The organism is Cupriavidus sp. 05N39 (assembly GCF_056397325.1).
In genome coordinates this window covers 65,035-83,297 of sequence record NZ_JBFTNE010000062.1, presented here as the reverse complement: position 1 = coordinate 83,297, position 18,263 = coordinate 65,035, and the positions used below count along the sequence as shown (strand labels likewise).

Here is an 18,263-nt window from a genome sequence, read left to right as displayed (position 1 = left end):
GCGTAGACGTCTTCGCCGACCTTGTCGCGCGTGATGTAGAACTGGATCTGGCCGCTGCCGTCCTGCACGGTGGCGAAGCTGGCCTTGCCCATCACCCGCTTGAGCATCATGCGGCCGGCGATGGCGACTTCCACCGGGCTGGCTTCCAGCGCGGGCTGGTCGGTCTCCCCGTGCTGCTCGTGCAGCGCGGCGGCCTGGTGGGTCGGGCGGAAATCGTTGGGGAAGGCCACGCCTTGCTGACGCAGGGCCTGCAGCTTCTCGCGCCGTTCCGCGATGATCTTGTTTTCGTCGGCTGCGGCCGGGGCGTTGGCCTCGGCGGGAGCGCGGTTGGATTCGGTCATGATGTCTTGGTGAGTCGCGCGGCGCAGGCCGCGCGAGGTTCAGGTATTGCGGATGTCGTCGAGCTCGGTGCTGCCGAAGTCCGGCCGCTCCAGGTACGCGGCGATGCGCTGCGCGGTGTCATCGGCCGAGGCCAGCTGGTCGTTTTCCTTGAGGTCGCGGAAGCGCTGTACCTGCGCGAAATCGGCATCGCGGATGGTGGCCTGCATGCCGGTGTCGACCACGCCCGGCGCCAGCGCCACGGCGCGCACGGCACGTTCGGCCGGGGCCTGCGCGTACTCCGCGTTGATCGAGCGCACGAACATGTCCAGGCCTGCCTTGCCGGCGCAATAGGCGCTCCAGCCTTCAATCGGCCGGCGCGCCGCGCCGGACGAGATCGCCAGGATCTTGCGCGGGCAGCCGAAGCGCTCGGTATGCGCCAGGAACGCCGCGGTCATGGTCATTGGCGCGGCAAGATTGGTCAGCAGGTGCGGCACCAGCGTCGGTTCACGCAGTCTGGTGATCGGGCCGATCGGCTCGATCATGCCCGCGTTGAGGATCAGCGTGACGCTGGCAGGCGTTTCCTCGACCGCGTCGAGCACGCTGCCGAGCCAGGTCGCCGCCGGGCCGGGCTGCGACAGGTCCTGCAGGTGCCAGGCTACCTTGACGCCGCTGGCGGATGCGATCCGTTCCAGTTCGGGATTGCGGCCGCGCGCCACGCACAGCAGGCGGTTGCCCGGTTTGAGCAGTACCTGTGCCAGAGCGGCGCCGAGCCCGCGCGAGGTGCCCGTGATGATGATCAGATGCGATGCTGCGGTCATGGTCGAGTTTGTCCCGGCGGGTGTGTGGCCGCACCGGCCGCCGCGCCGTGCCCCGGCGCGGCGGCGTGGCGCCGCTGCTGCGTGTTACAGCCCTTGCTTCAGGCTGGCTTCGATGAACGGGTCCAGGTCGCCGTCCAGCACCTTCTGCGTGTTGGACATTTCCACGTTGGTGCGCAGGTCCTTGATGCGGCTCTGGTCCAGCACGTAGGAGCGGATCTGGTGACCCCAGCCCACGTCGGTCTTGGACGACTCCAGCTTGTCGGCCTCGGCCTGACGCTTGCGCATTTCGTGCTCGTACAGGCGCGATTTCAGCATCGACATGGCTTCGGCGCGGTTCCTGTGCTGCGAACGGTCGTTCTGGCACTGCACCACGATGCCGGTCGGGATGTGCGTGATCCGCACTGCCGAATCGGTCTTGTTGATGTGCTGGCCGCCCGCGCCGGAGGCACGGTAGGTGTCGACGCGCAGGTCCGCCGGATTGACCTCGACCTCGAAGGAGTCGTCCACCTCGGGGTAGACGAACACTGACGAGAACGACGTGTGGCGGCCGCCCGACGAGTCGAACGGCGACTTGCGCACCAGGCGGTGCACGCCGGTTTCCGTGCGCAGGTAGCCGAACGCGTACTCGCCCTCGACCTTGATCGTGGCGCTCTTGATGCCCGCCACGTCGCCTTCGGATTCTTCCAGCACCTCGGCCTTGAAACCCTTGCGCTCGCAGTACTTCAGGTACTGGCGCAGCAGCATCGAGGCCCAGTCGCAGGCTTCGGTGCCGCCGGCGCCGGCCTGGATGTCGATAAAGGCGTTGGCCTGATCCATCTCGCCGGCAAACATGCGGCGGAATTCCATGTCCGCGACGATGGCTTCGAAGCCCGCGACGTCGGTCTCGATGGCTTCCATCGTGTCGTCGTCGCCTTCCTCGCGCGCGAGCTCGAACAGCTCCTCGGCGCCGCTGAGGTCATCGGTGAGCTTGCCGAGCACGCCGACCACGCCCTCCAGCATTTTCTTTTCCTTGCCGAGATCCTGGGCCCGCTTGGGGTTGTTCCAGACCTCGGGATCCTCGAGTTCGCCGTTGACTTCGTCGAGTCTTCCTACTTTGACATCGTAGTCAAAGATACCCCCGTAGATCTTCCGTTCGCGAACGGAGATCGGAGATGGCACCGGAGATGGCGTTGAGGCGTTCTGCTTCCATGATGTTCCTGCGCTTTCAAAACCTTGAATTATAGCGGATCGGGGGCTGTCTTCCGCCGCCCGGATGCAGTCTGTTGCATGATTTCGAACGGTTCGCGTCGCGAACGGTCTACAGTTGCGGGTGCCTCATGGCAGACGCGAGGGTGCTGGCGGGCGCAACCGGCTTCAAGATATGGACAGGGAGGAACGATAAGTACGTGATGAAGCAAAGCAACCACGACAAGACAAACGCGCGCCGCCGCGCGCTTGGCCTGCTGGCCGCCGCGGCGGCGGCTTGCCTCGCGGCCGGCTGTGGCACCCTGGCCAGCGAACCCGCGCCCGACGGCTATTACCGGGTGCAGAGCGGCGACACCTTGTATACCGTCGCCCGGCGACACAAGCGCACGGTGCGCGAGCTGACGCGCTGGAACCAGTTGCCCAGCGCCGATCGCATCGAGGTAGGGCAGTTGCTGCGGATTCGCCCACCGGCCGGCGCCAGCGCCAGCACGGGTGGCGGGGCCAGCGGCGGCCCGGTGGCGGTGGGGGATACCCCGCGCGTGGACAACAGCGCGCCGTCGCGGGCGCCGGCTACCAGCATCCGCCTGCAATGGCCGGCTGACGGCCGCGTTACCGCGGGCTACGGGCCGCCCGCCAGCAAGGGCCTGCGCATCAACACGGCGCCTGGCAGCACGGTGCGCGCCGCGGCCGGGGGCAAGGCGATCCACGTCGGCAACCTGCGCGGCTACGGCATGCTGGTCATCATCAAGCACGACGACAACTGGCTGACGGTCTACGGCAACCTGGACAAGCCCTCGGTCAGCGAGGGCGCGCAGGTGTCCGGGGGGCAGGAAGTGGGCCGCATGGGCACGGCCGACAGCGAACTGCACTTCGAGGTGCGCAGCAACGGCAAGCCGGTCGATCCGGCAGGATTGCTGCCCGCGCGCGGCTGACGTCGGGGCGGGGCGCGCACGCTACTGCGCGTGCTCGATCACCATCTGCACGCGGGTGACGCCATTGAAGGTGTTGTTGTCGAGCCGGTAGGCCACCAGCGCGCTGGCGCCCAGCGACTCAGCATGGTTGAACCAGATGGCGTCGAAGCGCTGGCTGCCGCGCCCGAGCTGCAGCTTGAGGTGCTTGCCCTTGAGCACGCTCTGGCGCAAGACATCGAACTCGCCGCAGAACGTGGGCGCCGGGAAGCCCTGGCCCCATACCTGCTGCTCCAGCAGCGAAACGAACTCCGGGCTGAAGCAGGCATCCTCGATATCGCCATCGGTTTCGATCACACGGGCAAGCTGCTCGTCGCTCAACCATTCGCGCCCCACGGTCTCGAACGCCTCCATGAACTGCGCGAAATCGCCCGCGCCCAGGGTCAGGCCGGCCGCCATGGCGTGGCCGCCGAATTTCTTCAGCAGGCCGGGGTGGCGTTTGGATATCAGATCCAGGGCATCGCGCAGGTGAAAGCCCGGGATCGAACGGCCCGAGCCTTTGATCGTATCCTCGTCGCCCGGCGCGAAGGTGATGGTGGGGCGGTGGTATTTTTCCTTGAGGCGCGAGGCCACGATGCCGATCACGCCCTGGTGCCAGGTGTCGTTGAACACGCTGATAGTGAAGCGCGCGGCCGGGTCCAGCGCGCCCAGCGGGCCTTCCAGGATCTGCAGCGCTTCCTGCTGCATGCCGGCCTCGATATCGCGCCGCTCGCGGTTCATGCCGTCAAGTTCCTGGGCGATTTCCCAGGCGCGGTTGGCGTCGTCGGTCAGCAGGCATTCGATGCCGAGCGACATGTCGGCCAGGCGCCCGGCGGCGTTCAGGCGCGGGCCCACGCCAAAGCCCAGGTCGAAGGTGTTGGCGCGCGTCGCCTCGCGCCCGGCGGCGCGGAACAGGGCGGCCACGCCGGCGTGCATGCGGCCGGCGCGCATGCGCTTGAGGCCTTGCGCGACCAGGATGCGGTTGTTGCTGTCGAGCTTGACCACGTCCGCCACGGTGCCCAGCGCGACCAGGTCGAGCAGGGTGTCGAGGCGCGGCTGGGTCTGTGTGTCGAATACGCCACGGCGGCGCAGTTCCGCGCGCAGCGCCAGCAGCACGTAGAACATCACGCCCACGCCCGCCAGGTTCTTGCTCGGGAATTCGCAGCCTGGCTGGTTGGGGTTGACGATCACTGCGGCGTCGGGCAACTGGTCGCCGGGCAGGTGGTGATCGGTCACCACCACATCGATGCCGAGCGCATTGGCGGCAGCGACGCCGTCGACGCTGGCGATGCCGTTGTCCACGGTGACGATCACATCCGGCTGCTGCTTGGCGGCCAGCGCCACGATTTCCGGGGTCAGGCCGTAGCCGTACTCGAAGCGGTTGGGCACGATGTAGTCGATGCGCGCGCCCAGCATGCGCAGGCCGCGCACGCCGACCGCGCAGGCGGTGGCGCCGTCGCAGTCGTAGTCGGCCACGATCAGCAGGCGCCGGCCGGCGGCGATGGCGTCCGCCAGGTAAGTCGCGGCCTGGTCGATGCCCTTCAGGGCGGCCGGCGGCACCAGGCCCGGCAGTTCAGTGGCGAGTTCGGCGGGTTCGCGCACGCCGCGCGCCGACAGGATGCGCGCCAGCGTGGGATGCAGGCCGAGTCCGGCCAGCTTGCCGGCATGTTCGGTGGAGAAGGAGCGAACGGCGATTCGGGTCATGTACGGCTTGCGGGAAAACGGTGATCAGGCGGCATAGGCGAGGTCGGACAGCAGCGCGCGCCAGTCGCCGCGCTGGCCCAGGCCGCGCCAGAATTTGCGCAGGTCGGCGCGGCGCACGGTGAATTCGGCGTAGTGGTTGTCGCCGGCCAGCATCAGCGTCACCGCTTGCAACTGGCCGCCTTCGAGTGCGGCCAGCGCCGGGGAGAACCATTCGGCATCGAGTGCGTGCATGCGCTCGATCCACAGGCCCCAGTCTTCGGCGATATGGGCTTCGATGGCGTCCTCAAGCAGCACCATGGCGCTGCCCTCGATGCTTTCGATGGCCTTGAAGCGCGCCGGCGCGGGCTGGCACACAGTGCCGCCGGCCAGCGCCAGGCCGTGCAGGAAAGCGTCGCCTGTCAAAACCGTGTCGGCCAGGCGCGGCACTTGTTGCAGGATGCCGCCGCCGTGGAGCCAGACAGAATTGATGGAGAGCTCTCCGGCGGCTTCCCTGGCCTGGTTCACCGGATGGTCGTACCAGGTCATCTGGATTTCGTTCTGGATCCGGCGCCAGTCGCGGGCGCGCACTCCGGACTGCATCCATACATCGATATTGCGGCCGGTGGCGCGCAGCGGGCTGGCCGCCACAAGTGGCCCGAACACGGCTTCCGGGATGTACCAGCGGGCCGGATGCGGCGTTTCCAGCAAAATGCCGGACTCCCGCAGCAGGTCAGACACCGCGGCGTGCAGGGCGGCCGACTCCTCGGCCCGGACGTGCAACTGAGCCGGGTCCATCAGCACCAGGTGGTCGCGCGCGGCGTGGATGTGTACCGGTTGCAGGCAAGCCCACGCCTGGCCGTCGTTCGCGGCGGCGCCCGCGCCGGCTGCGCCTATATCCGCCAGTCGCATGAACGGGGCGCTGGGCACGCGGACAGTGTCGAGCCCGGCACGTCCGGCCAGCCAGCGCTCATGCGGCAGCGAGCGCTGGAAGGGATCGTCGTGGCGCTCGCGCGGGCCGGGGCTGGCGCGGGTAAGCAACTTTCCCAGCGCCGGCAACTCCAACTGCCGCAGCAGGGCTTCCAGCATGGCGTCGTTGCCCCCGCCGTCCGCGTCGATCGCGGCGCCGGGCGGGACGGAAAAGGGCACAATCAGGGTCAGGTGCGTCATCATGGTGCCGAGATTGTAAACTTGCGGCTGGCGGCCGGCGGAAATATCGTCCCCCGGCCCGGCTGGGACAGTGGCGCGAGCCCGCAGCCAGTAAGCCATATGCGGCGTTGGCGGTGTGGCGCCGGCGTTACTCCCTAACAACAGGAACCCTCTTGAACTTTCCTTACGAGTGGCAGATCGGTTGGCGATACACCCGCGCAAGCAAGCGCGCCAGCCGCAACACCTTTATTTCCTTTATCTCGATGATTTCCATGGCCGGCATCGCGCTGGGCGTGGCGGCGCTGATCGTGGTGCTGTCGGTGATGAATGGCTTCCAGAAAGAAGTGCGCGACCGCATGCTATCGGTGCTGTCGCACATCGAGGTGGTCGGGCCCGGGGCGCTGCCCGACTGGCAAAAGACCGCCGCCGAGGCGCTGCGCAACAAGGAAGTGATCGGTGCCGCGCCCTATGTGGCCGCGCAGGCCATGCTGACCCGGGATGATGCGGTGCGCGGCGTGCTGCTGCGCGGGGTCGAGCCTTCCGAAGAGCCCAAGGTGTCCGATATCGGCAAGCAGTTCCGGGGCGGCGGCATGGATCGCCTGCTGCCCGGCGAATTCGGCATCGCGCTGGGCAACGAACTGGCCAATGCCATGGGTGTGCAGGTGGGCGACAAGGTCACGGTGGTCGTGCCGCAGGGCACCATCACGCCGGCCGGGGTGCTGCCGCGGCTCAAGCAGTTCACGGTGGTCGGGGTGTTCTCGTCGGGCCATTTCGAGTTCGACAGCGCGCTGGCGCTGATCAATATCCGCGACGCCGAAGCCATGTTCCGCCTCGCCGGGCCCACCGGCGTGCGCCTGAAACTGACGGACATGCAGCGCGCGCCGCAAGTGGCCGACGCGCTGGCCGGCACGCTCTCGGGTGAGCTCTACCTGCGCGACTGGTCCAAGCAGAACCGCAACTGGTTCGCCGCGGTGCAGACCGAGAAGCGCATGATGTTCATCATCCTCACGTTGATCATCGCCGTGGCCGCGTTCAACCTGGTGTCCACGCTGGTCATGACCGTGACGGACAAGCAGGCCGACATCGCCATCCTGCGCACCATGGGCGCCCAGCCCGGTTCGATCACCAAGATCTTCATCGTGCAGGGCGTGGCCATCGGCTTTATCGGCACGCTGGCGGGCGTGGCCGGCGGCGCGCTGATCGCCTTCAACATCGACGTGATCGTTCCCTTTATCGAGCGGCTGCTGCATGTGCAGTTCCTGCCGCGCGACATCTATTTCATTAGTGAATTGCCCTCGGATCCCCGCGTGAACGACATTGCCACCATCGGTATCGTTTCCTTTGTACTGTCCATCCTGGCCACGCTCTACCCAAGCTGGCGCGCTGCCCGCGTCAATCCGGCGGAGGCGCTGCGCTATGAGTGAAACCCTGTTGCGCGCCGAACCGGCCGGCAGCGCCGCCGATGCGCCGGGCCAAGCCAACGGCACGCCCGTCCTGCTGGGCGAGGGCCTGACCAAGCGTTTCCGCCAGGGCGGCCTGGACGTGACCGTGCTCAAGGGCGTGGACGTGCGGGTCGAGGCGGGGGAGAAGGTTGCCATCGTCGGCGCGTCCGGCTCCGGCAAAAGTACCTTGCTGCATGTGCTGGGCGGACTCGACAACCCTGACAGTGGCCGGGTTGCCTTGCAGGGCCGGCCCTTTACGGCGCTGCGCGAGAGCGAGCGCAATATCGTKCGCAATCGCGAGCTGGGATTCATCTACCAGTTCCACCACCTGCTGCCTGAGTTCACGGCGCTGGACAACGTGGCCATRCCGATGCGCATCCGCGGGCTGCGTCAGCCCGAGGCGCGGGCGGCGGCGATGGCGGTGCTGGAGCGGGTGGGGCTGGGCGACCGGGCGCAGCACCGGCCCGGCGAGCTGTCCGGCGGCGAACGGCAGCGGGTGGCGATTGCCCGCGCGCTGGTCGGCAGCCCGGCGTGCGTGCTGGCCGACGAGCCCACAGGCAACCTGGACGACCACACGGCGGGTGGCGTCTACGACCTGATGCTGGAGCTGTCGCGCACGCTGGGCACCAGCTTCGTGATCGTGACCCACGACCTCGACCYGGCCAGCCGCTGCGACCGCGTGCTGCGCCTGCGCGACGGGCACCTCCACGCCGAACGCTGAAGCGCATCGCCGCGCCGGCACACCGCCATGTGGATCGATACCCATTGCCACCTCGACGCCGGCGAATTCGACGCCGACCGTGATGCCGTAGCCGCCGCCGCCGCCGCGACTGGCGTCACCGGCATCGTGCTGCCGGCGGTGGCCGTGTCCAATTTTGCCGCGGTGCGCGCGCTGGCGCAGCGGCACCCTGGCTGCGTCTACGCCCTGGGTATCCATCCGCTGTGCACGCCGGGTGCCGCGCAGTCCGATCTCGATGCCTTGCGCCGGGAGGTGCAAGCCTCGCTGGCCGATCCGCGCTTCGTCGGCATCGGCGAGATCGGGCTGGATTTCTTCGTGCCCGGCCTCGATGCCGCGCACCAGACGTGGATCTACACCGAGCAGCTCAAGATTGCCCGCGAGTTCGACTTGCCGGTGCTGCTGCATGTGCGCAAGTCGCAGGACCAGGTGGCGGCGCAGCTGCGGCGCGCCGGCGTGCGCCAGGGCATCGCCCACGCCTTCAATGGCAGCGTGCAGCAGGCGCGCGGCTTTGTCGATCAAGGCCTCAAGCTGGGCTTTGGCGGCAACCTGACTTTCAGCCGCGCGAAGCAGATCCGGCGCCTGGCGCTGGAGTTGCCGCTCGACGCCATCGTGCTCGAAACCGATGCGCCTGACATCGCCCCCGCATGGCTGTCCGACGACCAGTTCGGCGAGCAGCACAAGGCGCGCAATACGCCTGCCGAAGTGGTGGGCGTGGCCAGGGTGCTGGGCGAGTTGCGTGGTCTCGATGCCGCGACGCTGGCACCGGCGATGTGGCAAAACTCGGTGGCTGCGCTGCCACGCCTGGCCGCCTTTGCGGCAACCATGTTCCCATCGGCATTGCCTGCCCCGGCCGAAACAACCGGCAACCTTTCCGTCTCATCCTGACAAGTTTCGCGGCTGGCGACGGCTGTATAAGCAAACACATCTGACTTCCCGTCCGGGAGCTGGCATGCGTTTGATCCTGCTCGCCTTCGTGGCGGGCTGCTGGTGGCTGCAACAACAGGGCTCGCTGCCGCGCGGCGCCACGGCGTGGGGGCTGGTGGCGGCCGGGGTTGTCGTGGCCCTGCTCGCGCTACGCATGCGCCGCTCCGGCCGGGCTCGCGCGGTCTTGATCGTGCTGTCGGTGCTGGCGGGTTTCGGCTGGTCGGCTTGGCGCGCGGAACTCAGGCTGGGAGAACGCCTGGCGCCCGAACTGGAAGGCGTGGACCTGCTGCTGAGCGGCGTCGTTGCAGGCCTGCCGGCGCAGGCGCCGCGCGGCCAGCGCTTTGTGTTCGCGCTCGATGAGACGCAGGCCCATGGCATGACGACCGGCATTCCCTCGCAGATACTGCTGAGCTGGGACGATGCGCCACCCGCGTTGCGCCCCGGCGAGCGGTACGTCTTTTCGCTGCGTCTGCGCCGGCCGCACGGCCTGGCCAACCCTCATGGTTTCGACTACGAATACTGGCTGATGGCAGCCGGAATCGGCGCTACGGGCTACGTGCGCGACGTCCGGCGCGAGGCGCAGGAGGCCGTTGGTGAACAACTGGCGTGGAGGATCGCGCGATGGCGGATGCAGGTACGCGACCACGTGCTGGGCAGCCTGCCTCCGGATGCGCGCTTTGCTCCGGTCCTTGCGGCGCTGGTGGTGGGCGACCAGCGGGGTATCCAGCAGCGCGACTGGACCTTGTTCACCCGTACAGGCGTCGGCCACCTGATCAGCATCTCCGGCCTGCATATCACCATGATTTCCGGTCTCTTTTCCAGCTTCGCATACTGGTTGTGGCGGCATTCGTTTGGCCTTGGCAGTTGGCTGCGGCGGCCTTTACCGCTGTACTGGCCCGCGCGGCGCGCCGCACTGGTGGCGGCGGTGATGGCCGCACTCGCGTACGGCCTGCTGGCGGGCATGCAGGTGCCGGCGCAGCGTACCGTGTCGATGCTGGTCGTGGCGGCGCTGGCGCTATGGAGCGGCCGCGCGCCGCCTGCTTCCCTGGTGCTGGCCTGGGCCGCGTTCGCGGCGATCGGGCTCGATCCCTGGGCCGTGYTGTCGCCCGGCTTCTGGCTGTCCTTCGGCGCTGTGGGCGTGATCTTCCTGGCCGCGGCGCAGCCCGCCGGGGATGCTGCGTCCTCGTGGTGGCAGCGTCTGCGGTCCACGCTGGCGCAGGCCACACGCACGCAATGGGCCGTCACCGTCGGGCTGGTGCCGTTGACTCTGTTGCTGTTCCAGCAGGTCTCGGTGATCTCGCCACTGGCCAATGCAGTGGCGATTCCGCTGGTCAGCCTGCTGGTGACGCCGCTGGCCCTGCTGGCGGCGGCGCTGCCGGCACCGCTGGCGGGCTGGCTGCTCGTCCCTGCGCACCTGCTGCTGCACTGGCTGGTGATAGGCCTGGAGTGGCTGGCGGCGCCGCCGTGGGCGGTGTGGCAGGCCGCGCGCGCGGGTCCGTTCGCGCTGGGGCTGGCGGTGCTCGGCACGCTGCTGTTGCTGGCGCCCGTGCGTTGCGGCGTGCGTGCGCGCCTGCATGGCGTCGTGCTGCTGCTGCCGATGGTGGTGGCGGGGCGTCAGCCGGTGGCGCAAGGCGAGTTTCGTGCCACCGCGATCGATATCGGGCAAGGCACCGCGGTGCTGGTGGAAACGCACTCGCATGTGCTGCTCTACGATGCCGGTCCGGCCTACGGGTGGGGCGCCGGACGCGGCGAGCCGGGCAGCAGCGCGGGCGCGCGCGCCATCGTGCCGTATCTGCGCGGCGCGGGCGTGCGCAGGCTCGACGCACTGGTGATCAGTCATGAAGATGCCGATCACGCAGGCGGGGCGCGCGACGTGATGGCGGCGTTGGCGGTGGACAGCCTGCTGTCAGGTGCGCCATCAGGCCATCGGCTGCTGGCGCCGCCTGCGGGTGCTGCCTCGCCAAAGGCCCGGCCCTGCGCGGCGGGGCAGCGGTGGGAGTGGGACGGGGTTCGCTTTGTCATGCTGCATCCCTTGCCGGGCGTGGCGCAGAACGCTGCCATCGACAGCAATGCGCGCAGTTGCGTGCTCAAGGTGGAGGCCAGCGCGCGCAGCCTTCTGCTGACTGGCGATATCTCCCGGCGCGACGAGGCGGCGCTGCTGGCGCGGCTGCCGACGCAAGACCTGCGCGCCGATTTCCTGCAGGCGCCGCACCATGGCAGCAACACCTCGTCCAGCGGGTCGTTCCTGGGCGTGGTGGCGCCCGAGCTGGCGCTGTTCCAGATGGGCTATCGCAATCGCCACCGGCATCCGCGCCCCGAGATCTGGGATCGCTACGGCTCGCACGGCATCGCGCGCTATCGCAGCGACGAAACCGGCGCGGTCCAGATCATGACGCGCGGCGAGTCTTACGAGGTGCGGGCTTACCGCCAGCACGAGCGGCGCTACTGGCGCGCGGCGCCGCCGGCGCCTCGCTGAGATGCGCGGGCTCGGCCTGGGCGATGCGGCGCTCGCGCAGATGGGCCTTGGCGCGCTGCAGGCCGGCGGAGACGGTGTCGGCGCGTTCCAGTGCGACGCCGGCCGCAAGCACGTCGCCCAGCACCAGGTGGCAGATGCGGGAGGTCATTGGCGTGTAGACCTCGCTGTCTTCTTCCACGTCCGAGAACACGCATACGTCCGCCAGCGCGGCCAGCGGCGAACCGCTGTGGGTCAGCGCCAGCACRCTGGCGCCGCTGGCGCGGGCCAGCGTGGCGGCGGCCAGCATGTCCCAGGTGCGCCCGCTGTTGGAAACCAGCACCGCCACATCGCCTGGGCCGAGCAACGCCGCGGACATGCTGAATACATGCGAATCCGAGTACGCAACGGTGGGAATGCCGAGGCGGAAGAACTTGTGCTGGATATCCAGCGCGACGATGCCAGAGTTGCCGCAGCCATAGAACTCGATGCGCCGCGCCGCCGCGAGCAGCTGGATGCCGTGCTCGATCTGGTCCGCGGACAGCGCATTGCGCACTGTCATCAGCGTGGCGATGGTGCGGTCGAACACCTTGCCGGCGATGTCGGCGGGACGGTCTTCGGCCTTGACGTCCTGGTGCACGAAGGGCGTGCCGCCGCCCACGTTCTGGGCGAACTGGAGTTTGAACTCGCGGAAGCCGTCATAACCGAGCGCGGCGCAAAAGCGCGCGATGGTGGGCTGGGATACACCCGCTCGCTCGGCCAGTTCTGGCATCGACAAACGGATCACGCTGGCGCCGTGCCGGGCAACGTAGTCGGCAAGGCGGCGTTCGGAGGGGCGAAGCGTGTCGTAGACGGCAAGGATTCGGTCGCGCATGGTAAGGAGGGCTGTCTGTGCCGGGGCATTCTTGTGCCTTTGGCCCCGGTATCCGGGGTTCGGTAGTTCGCACTGCATGTAGATATTCTACATAATCAACATCGAAATCGCCTCGGCTTCCGGTGGGCTTGTGACTAGGGGTTTCACCTATTCTGTCGATTTTTGCCGTGAATGCGGCGCTTTGTGATGCGTGCGCATGGTGTTTTCAAATTGCCTTTCGATATAATGTAGAAAATCTACAAACAAACGCGTTCCCCAGTCCTCCCGGATACGATCAGGCATCACGACCAGGAATCCCACGCATGTCAAAAGCCCTCCACGCCGAAGTACAGTCCGTCACCGCGCGCGTGATCGCGCGCAGCCAGCGCAGCCGTGCCGCCTACCTGGCGCGTTGCGAACGCGCCCAGCAGGAGCTGGGTCCCTTGCGCGGGCTGTCCTGTGCCAACCTCGCGCATGGCCTGGCCGCGTTGCCAGTGCATGACAAGCTCAAGCTGCGGGTCGAGCATGCCGCCAATCTCGGCATCGTCACCGCCTATAACGACATGCTGTCGGCCCACCAGCCGTACGAGCGCTACCCCGGCGTGATCCGCGAGGCCGCGCGCGCCGTTGGCGCGGTGGCGCAGGTGGCGGGCGGGGTGCCGGCGATGTGCGACGGCATCACGCAGGGCAATGCCGGCATGGAGTTGTCGCTGTTCTCGCGCGACGCCATCGCGATGGCGACCGCGGTCTCGCTGTCGCACAACACCTTCGATGCCGCCGTGATGCTTGGCGTGTGCGACAAGATCGTGCCGGGCCTGCTGATGGGCGCGCTGCAGTTCGGCCACCTGCCGGTGGTGTTCGTGCCGGCCGGGCCGATGTCGACGGGCCTGTCCAACAAGGAAAAAGCGCGCGTGCGCCAGCTCTACGCCACCGGCCAGGTCGGCCGCGAAGCCTTGCTGGAAGCCGAGTGCGAGGCCTATCACGGGGCCGGCACCTGCACCTTCTACGGCACCGCCAACAGCAACCAGTTCCTGATGGAGATCATGGGGCTGCATATGCCCGGCGCGGCCTTTGTGCATCCTGACAGCGGTCTGCGCGATGCGCTCACCGCCGCCGCCGCGCAACGCGCGCTGGCCCTGACGGCGCGGGGTGCGGACTACCTCCCGCTGGCGCGCATCGTTGACGAACGCGCCGTGATCAATGCCGTGGTGGGCCTGCTGGCCACCGGCGGTTCGACCAACCACACCATCCACCTCGTGGCGATGGCGCGCGCGGCCGGCATCATCATCGACTGGGACGACTTCGACCGCCTCTCGCGCATCACGCCGCTGCTGGCGCGGGTCTATCCCAACGGCGCCGCCGACGTGAACCATTTCCACGCCGCCGGCGGCGTGGCCTACGTGATTCGCCAGTTGCTCGACGCKGGGCTGCTGCATGAGGACGTGGAAACCGTGGCCGGGCACGGCCTGGCACGCTACACGCAGGAACCCGTGATGATCGACGGCGTGCTGCAGTGGCGTGACGGTGCGGCTACCAGCGGTGACGCGACGGTTCTGGCCACCGCGGCCGAGCCGTTCTCCGCCGAGGGCGGCCTGCGCTTGCTGCAGGGCAATCTTGGCCGCGGCATGATCAAGGTGTCGGCGGTGGCGCCGGAGCATCGGGTGGTGGAGGCGCCGGCGCGCGTCTTCGATTCCCAGGAAGGCTTGCAGGCCGCGTTCGATGCCGGCGAGCTGGCTGGCGATGTGGTCGCGGTGGTGCGCTTCCAGGGGCCGAACGCCAACGGCATGCCCGAGCTGCACCGCCTTACGCCGGTGCTGGGCGCGCTGCAGGATGCCGGCCACAAGGTGGCGCTGGTGACCGATGGGCGCATGTCGGGTGCTTCGGGTAAGGTGCCGGCTGTCATTCATGTGGGTCCGGAGGCACTTGCTGGGGGGCCCTTGTCGCGAGTGCGCGATGGCGACCGCCTCCGCGTGGATGCCGTCGCTGGCACCCTGGAATGGCTCGGTGGCGCCGACGGCGACGCCGACTTCGCGGCGCGCGCCTCGGCGGTACTGCCGGACGACGCTTTCGCCAGCTTCAGCGTCGGCCGCGGCCTGTTTGGCCTGTTCCGCCGCAATGCGCGGATAGCAGAAGAGGGCGGCAGCGCGCTGGACCTGTCCGAAGCCGACGCGCACGGCGCTGTCCAAACCGGCGCGGCCGTCGCACAATAGGCGGCGCGCCCCGATATTTGTGTCATTTGTGTCCCCGGCAGCCAACGGCTGGCGGGGACGACCCCGAGCCGGCCCATGCGGGTCCTATCATGGCTTCATGGCCGTATGCTTCCGGACACTGCCGGCGGCCGGCGCGGGGACTACCGACAAGGATGGGCAAACCATCCGAACACGATCGCTGGAGCAGACATGATCTACATCCTGATGGGCGTTTCCGGCAGCGGAAAGAGCACCGTCGGCCAGATGCTGGCCGAGACCCTGCATTGCGGCTTTCACGACGCCGATGATTTCCACAGCGCCGCCAACAAGGCGAAGATGCACAACGGCATCCCGCTGACTGATGAAGACCGCTGGCCCTGGCTGGCCGCCATGCGCGCGGCGATCGATGCGGCCCGCGCCGAAGGCCGCACCCATGTGTTCACCTGTTCCGCGTTGCGCCAGACCTATCGCGACCGGCTGACGCCGCCCGACGGCGGCGTGACCTTTGTCTATATGAAGGGCGACGCCGCGGTCATCGGCGGTCGCCTGGCCGAGCGCAGCGAGCACTTCTTCAATCCGGCGCTGCTGCAGAGCCAGTTCGAAACGCTGGAGGAGCCGCGCGACGCGCTGGTACTCGATATCCGCCAGACCCCTGAAGCCCTGGTGCAGTACATCCTGGCCGAAGTGCCGGCATGCAAGGGTACGGCCGTGGCGCGTTAGCGCGGCGCGGTTGCCCCCGCCCGGACCGTTCCCGGGCGCCGTCTTGGTGCGAATTGAGGAGGGGCTGGCAGACATCTTGCTTAATCCATGTTTGATGGCGCGAATGCCCGCCGCTTGCGGCTTTCGTGGTCATAGGTATCCTATAGGTACAGCACTTCGAAGCATGACGACGGTCCGCGGCTGCGCCGCCGGGCTGCGGGTGGTGACCTCAAGGTGCTGTGCCGGGAACAAGAAGCCAATCAAAACGGGATCGCCGGCAGTTTGGGCGGCGCCCAAATCATGGGGGAACGGCCATCATGGCGGCGCGGTTTTTCGACGAGATGCTCGATTGGCAAGATGGCGTGGCGGCAGCGATCCACGCGGGAGAGTCCCTGCCGGCAGGTGCCGTGCGGGGGCATTACAAGCAGTTCGCGGACTGGCTGGCGCGACAGTCCGAAGGCACCATGGGCAACAAGCGCGCGGAGGCGGACCTGATCTTCCGGCGTGTGGGCATCACTTTCGCCGTGTATGGCGAAAAGGACGAGTCCAACAGCGGCACCGAGCGCACCATCCCGTTCGACGTGATTCCCCGGATCTTTCCCGCCAGCGAGTGGGCCACGCTGGAGCGCGGGCTGCGCCAGCGGGTCTCCGCGCTGAATCGCTTCATTCACGATATCTATCACGGCCAGGACATCATCCGCGCCGGCGTGATTCCCCCAGACCAGATCTACAACAACGCGCAGTACCGGCCCGAGATGCTCGGCATCGACGTGCCGCGCGATATCTATGCCCACGTTGCGGGCATCGACGTGGTACGCGCGGGCGAGGGCGAGTTCTACGTGCTGGAAGACAACCTGCGCGTGCCCTCCGGCGTCTCCTACATGCTGGAGAACCGCAAGATGATGATGCGGTTGTTTCCCGACCTGTTCGCGCGCAACCGCGTGGCGCCGGTGGCCCACTATCCGGACCTGTTGCTCGACATGTTGCGCGGGGTCTCGCCGCAGAACATCGCCGATCCCACCGTGGTGGTACTGACGCCCGGCATGTACAACTCCGCCTATTTCGAGCACGCCTTCCTGGCCCAGCAGATGGGCGTGGAGCTGGTCGAGGGCAGCGACCTGTTCGTGCAGGACGATCATCTCTACATGCGTACCACGCAGGGCCCGCAGCGCATCGACGTGATCTACCGCCGGGTCGACGACGACTTCCTCGACCCGCTGGTGTTCCGGCCCGATTCCACGCTGGGCGCGGCGGGACTGCTGTCGGTCTATCGCGCCGGCAACGTCACCATCTGCAATGCCATCGGCACTGGCGTGGCCGACGACAAATCGATCTATCCCTATGTGCCGGACATGATCCGCTTCTACCTCGGCGAGGAAGCCATCCTGAACAATGTCCCGACCTATATGTGCCGCCGTCCCGACGACCTGCAGTACGTGCTCGATCACATGGACGAACTGGTGGTGAAGGAAACCCACGGCGCCGGCGGCTACGGCATGCTGGTGGGCCCGGCCGCCACCCGCGCCGAGATCGATACCTTCCGCGAGGTCGTGCGCGCGCGTCCGGAGCAGTACATCGCGCAACCCACGCTGGCGCTGTCAACCTGCCCGACCTACGTCGAGTCCGGCATCGCGCCGCGCCACATCGACCTGCGCCCATTCGTGCTGTCGGGCAAGGACGTGCGCATGGTGCCCGGCGGATTGACGCGCGTGGCGCTGCGGGAAGGCTCGCTGGTGGTCAATTCCTCGCAGGGCGGGGGCACCAAGGACACCTGGGTGCTGGAGCGCTGAAGCGCGGCGCTCGCAAGGATTGTTTGAGATTCCCGCGCCGGCCGCCTCGATGCCGGCGGCGCGCGGGCGAACAGTGCAGTACGAGGGGACTGACATGCTTAGCCGCACTGCCGACCATCTGTTCTGGATGGCGCGCTACACCGAGCGCGCGGAGAATACCGCGCGCATGCTCGACGTGAATTACCAGACGTCGCTGTTGCCGCAATCCGCCGAGGTGGCGGAGCAGGGCTGGTGGGCCATGCTCGATATCTCCGAGCTGACCACGGTGTTTGACGAGAAGTACGGCCTGCTGACGCGCGACGATGTGATCGACTTCATGGTGCGGGACATGACCAATGTCTCGTCGATCATGAGCTGCCTGCGCGCGGCGCGCGAGAATGCGCGCGCGGTGCGCGGCTCGCTGACCACCGAGGTGTGGGAGACCATCAACACCACCTGGCTCGACGTGCAGCGCATGATCGCTGACGGCATTCTGTCCGACGATCCCGCGCAATTCTTCGARTGGGTCAAGTTCCGCTCSCAYCTGGCSCGTGGCGTGCAGTTCGGCACCATGCTCAAGGACGATGCTTTCCAYTTCATGCGGCTSGGYACSTTCCTGGAGCGCGCCGACAATACCGCGCGGATCCTCGATGTGAAATTCCAGGCCGGCACGCTGGACGACAGCGATCCCAATCGCGACGCCAACGATTTCTATCATTGGGCGGCGGTACTGCGCTCGGTGTCCGGCTTCGAGGTCTACCGCAAGATCTACCGCACGGTGATCACGCCCGAGCGCGTGGCCGAGCTGCTGATCCTGCGCCCGGACATGCCGCGTTCGCTGGTGTCGAGCATGGACGAGGTGGTGGCGATCCTGTCGCTGGTCGGGAACCAGCATTCTTCGGAGACCGAGCGGCAGGCTGGTAAACTCCACGCCGATTTGAAATACGCGCGCATCGACGACATCTTCGCCGTCGGGCTGCATGCTTACCTGACCAGTTTCCTGGAGCGCATCGGCGACCTCGGCAACGGCATCAGCCGGGATTTTCTCGTGCCGCTGCTGGCTGCCTGAGCCACTTCACGTGGGAGGTTGTGCCGG

General features: G+C 67.6%; 15 protein-coding genes. 9 read left to right on the top strand and 6 right to left on the bottom strand.

What is annotated here, in order from left to right; genetic code table 11:
* The 3 genes from AC1DN0_RS26580 to prfB form a co-directional block, all read right to left on the bottom strand.
* The coding region (locus tag AC1DN0_RS26580) for an OB-fold nucleic acid binding domain-containing protein (RefSeq protein WP_477146132.1) at nucleotides 1–341 on the bottom strand (341 nt) is incomplete at its 3' end.
* Nucleotides 342–380: 39 nt separating this feature from the next.
* Nucleotides 381–1,139, bottom strand: a complete 759-nt coding sequence (locus AC1DN0_RS26575) for an SDR family oxidoreductase (RefSeq protein WP_477102782.1) — start codon at nucleotides 1,137–1,139, stop codon at nucleotides 381–383.
* An 84-nt stretch (nucleotides 1,140–1,223) separates the two neighbouring features.
* Nucleotides 1,224–2,328 (bottom strand): peptide chain release factor 2 gene (gene prfB / locus AC1DN0_RS26570; RefSeq protein ID WP_276285680.1). Its coding sequence is split into 2 segments (ribosomal slippage): nucleotides 1,224–2,246 and nucleotides 2,248–2,328, totalling 1,104 coding nucleotides; the frame shifts between segments, so codons are not numbered across the junction.
* Between the two features lie 199 nt (nucleotides 2,329–2,527).
* Here prfB and AC1DN0_RS26565 point away from each other — a divergent pair.
* Nucleotides 2,528–3,256 carry a peptidoglycan DD-metalloendopeptidase family protein gene (locus tag AC1DN0_RS26565; RefSeq protein WP_441630016.1) on the top strand — a complete coding sequence of 243 codons (729 nt, stop codon included), beginning with the start codon at nucleotides 2,528–2,530 and terminating at the stop codon, nucleotides 3,254–3,256.
* Nucleotides 3,257–3,277: 21 nt separating this feature from the next.
* Here the strand turns inward: AC1DN0_RS26565 and recJ are convergent, their stop codons facing one another.
* On the bottom strand, nucleotides 3,278–4,975 hold the full coding sequence (recJ, locus tag AC1DN0_RS26560) for a single-stranded-DNA-specific exonuclease RecJ (RefSeq protein WP_441630018.1): 1,698 nt from the start codon (nucleotides 4,973–4,975) through the stop codon (nucleotides 3,278–3,280).
* 24 nt (nucleotides 4,976–4,999) lie between these two features.
* Nucleotides 5,000–6,124, bottom strand: a complete 1,125-nt coding sequence (locus AC1DN0_RS26555; RefSeq protein ID WP_477111069.1) for a hypothetical protein — start codon at nucleotides 6,122–6,124, stop codon at nucleotides 5,000–5,002.
* Between the two features lie 149 nt (nucleotides 6,125–6,273).
* On the opposite strand from AC1DN0_RS26555, the gene AC1DN0_RS26550 reads away from it, so the two are divergent.
* The 4 genes from AC1DN0_RS26550 (at nucleotide 6,274) to AC1DN0_RS26535 (ending at nucleotide 11,681) form a co-directional block, all read left to right on the top strand.
* Nucleotides 6,274–7,524, top strand: coding sequence for a lipoprotein-releasing ABC transporter permease subunit (locus AC1DN0_RS26550; protein ID WP_045238062.1), 1,251 nt, complete (start codon nucleotides 6,274–6,276; stop codon nucleotides 7,522–7,524).
* Complete coding sequence (locus tag AC1DN0_RS26545) at nucleotides 7,517–8,263, top strand: ABC transporter ATP-binding protein (protein WP_477146131.1); 747 nt, start codon at nucleotides 7,517–7,519, stop codon at nucleotides 8,261–8,263. Before AC1DN0_RS26550 ends, AC1DN0_RS26545 begins: the two co-directional genes overlap by 8 nt.
* A 27-nt stretch (nucleotides 8,264–8,290) precedes the next feature.
* On the top strand, nucleotides 8,291–9,166 hold the full coding sequence (locus tag AC1DN0_RS26540) for a TatD family hydrolase (protein WP_477111068.1): 876 nt from the start codon (nucleotides 8,291–8,293) through the stop codon (nucleotides 9,164–9,166).
* A 64-nt stretch (nucleotides 9,167–9,230) separates the two neighbouring features.
* Nucleotides 9,231–11,681 (top strand): DNA internalization-related competence protein ComEC/Rec2, encoded by a 2,451-nt coding sequence (locus AC1DN0_RS26535; RefSeq protein ID WP_441630026.1) that lies wholly within the window; start codon nucleotides 9,231–9,233, stop codon nucleotides 11,679–11,681.
* Here the strand turns inward: AC1DN0_RS26535 and AC1DN0_RS26530 are convergent.
* A complete protein-coding gene (locus AC1DN0_RS26530) occupies nucleotides 11,593–12,531 on the bottom strand; it encodes a MurR/RpiR family transcriptional regulator (RefSeq protein ID WP_045238058.1) in 939 nt (312 codons plus the stop codon). The genes AC1DN0_RS26535 and AC1DN0_RS26530 overlap by 89 nt on opposite strands.
* A 302-nt stretch (nucleotides 12,532–12,833) precedes the next feature.
* Here AC1DN0_RS26530 and edd point away from each other — a divergent pair, with 302 nt between their 5' ends.
* The 4 genes from edd to AC1DN0_RS26510 all read left to right on the top strand — a co-directional run bounded on the left by edd (nucleotide 12,834) and on the right by AC1DN0_RS26510 (nucleotide 18,236).
* Entirely contained in the window at nucleotides 12,834–14,720 is a 1,887-nt protein-coding gene (gene edd, locus AC1DN0_RS26525; protein ID WP_441630028.1) for a phosphogluconate dehydratase, read from the top strand.
* Between the two features lie 189 nt (nucleotides 14,721–14,909).
* Entirely contained in the window at nucleotides 14,910–15,419 is a 510-nt protein-coding gene (locus AC1DN0_RS26520; RefSeq protein WP_035859211.1) for a gluconokinase, read from the top strand.
* A gap of 296 nt (nucleotides 15,420–15,715) precedes the next feature.
* The gene (locus tag AC1DN0_RS26515; RefSeq protein WP_441630030.1) at nucleotides 15,716–17,188 is read left to right on the top strand and encodes a circularly permuted type 2 ATP-grasp protein; all 1,473 of its coding nucleotides are present in this window, start codon (nucleotides 15,716–15,718) and stop codon (nucleotides 17,186–17,188) included.
* Between the two features lie 94 nt (nucleotides 17,189–17,282).
* Nucleotides 17,283–18,236, top strand: coding sequence for an alpha-E domain-containing protein (locus tag AC1DN0_RS26510; RefSeq protein ID WP_441630032.1), 954 nt, complete (start codon nucleotides 17,283–17,285; stop codon nucleotides 18,234–18,236).
* Nucleotides 18,237–18,263 lie beyond the last annotated feature (27 nt).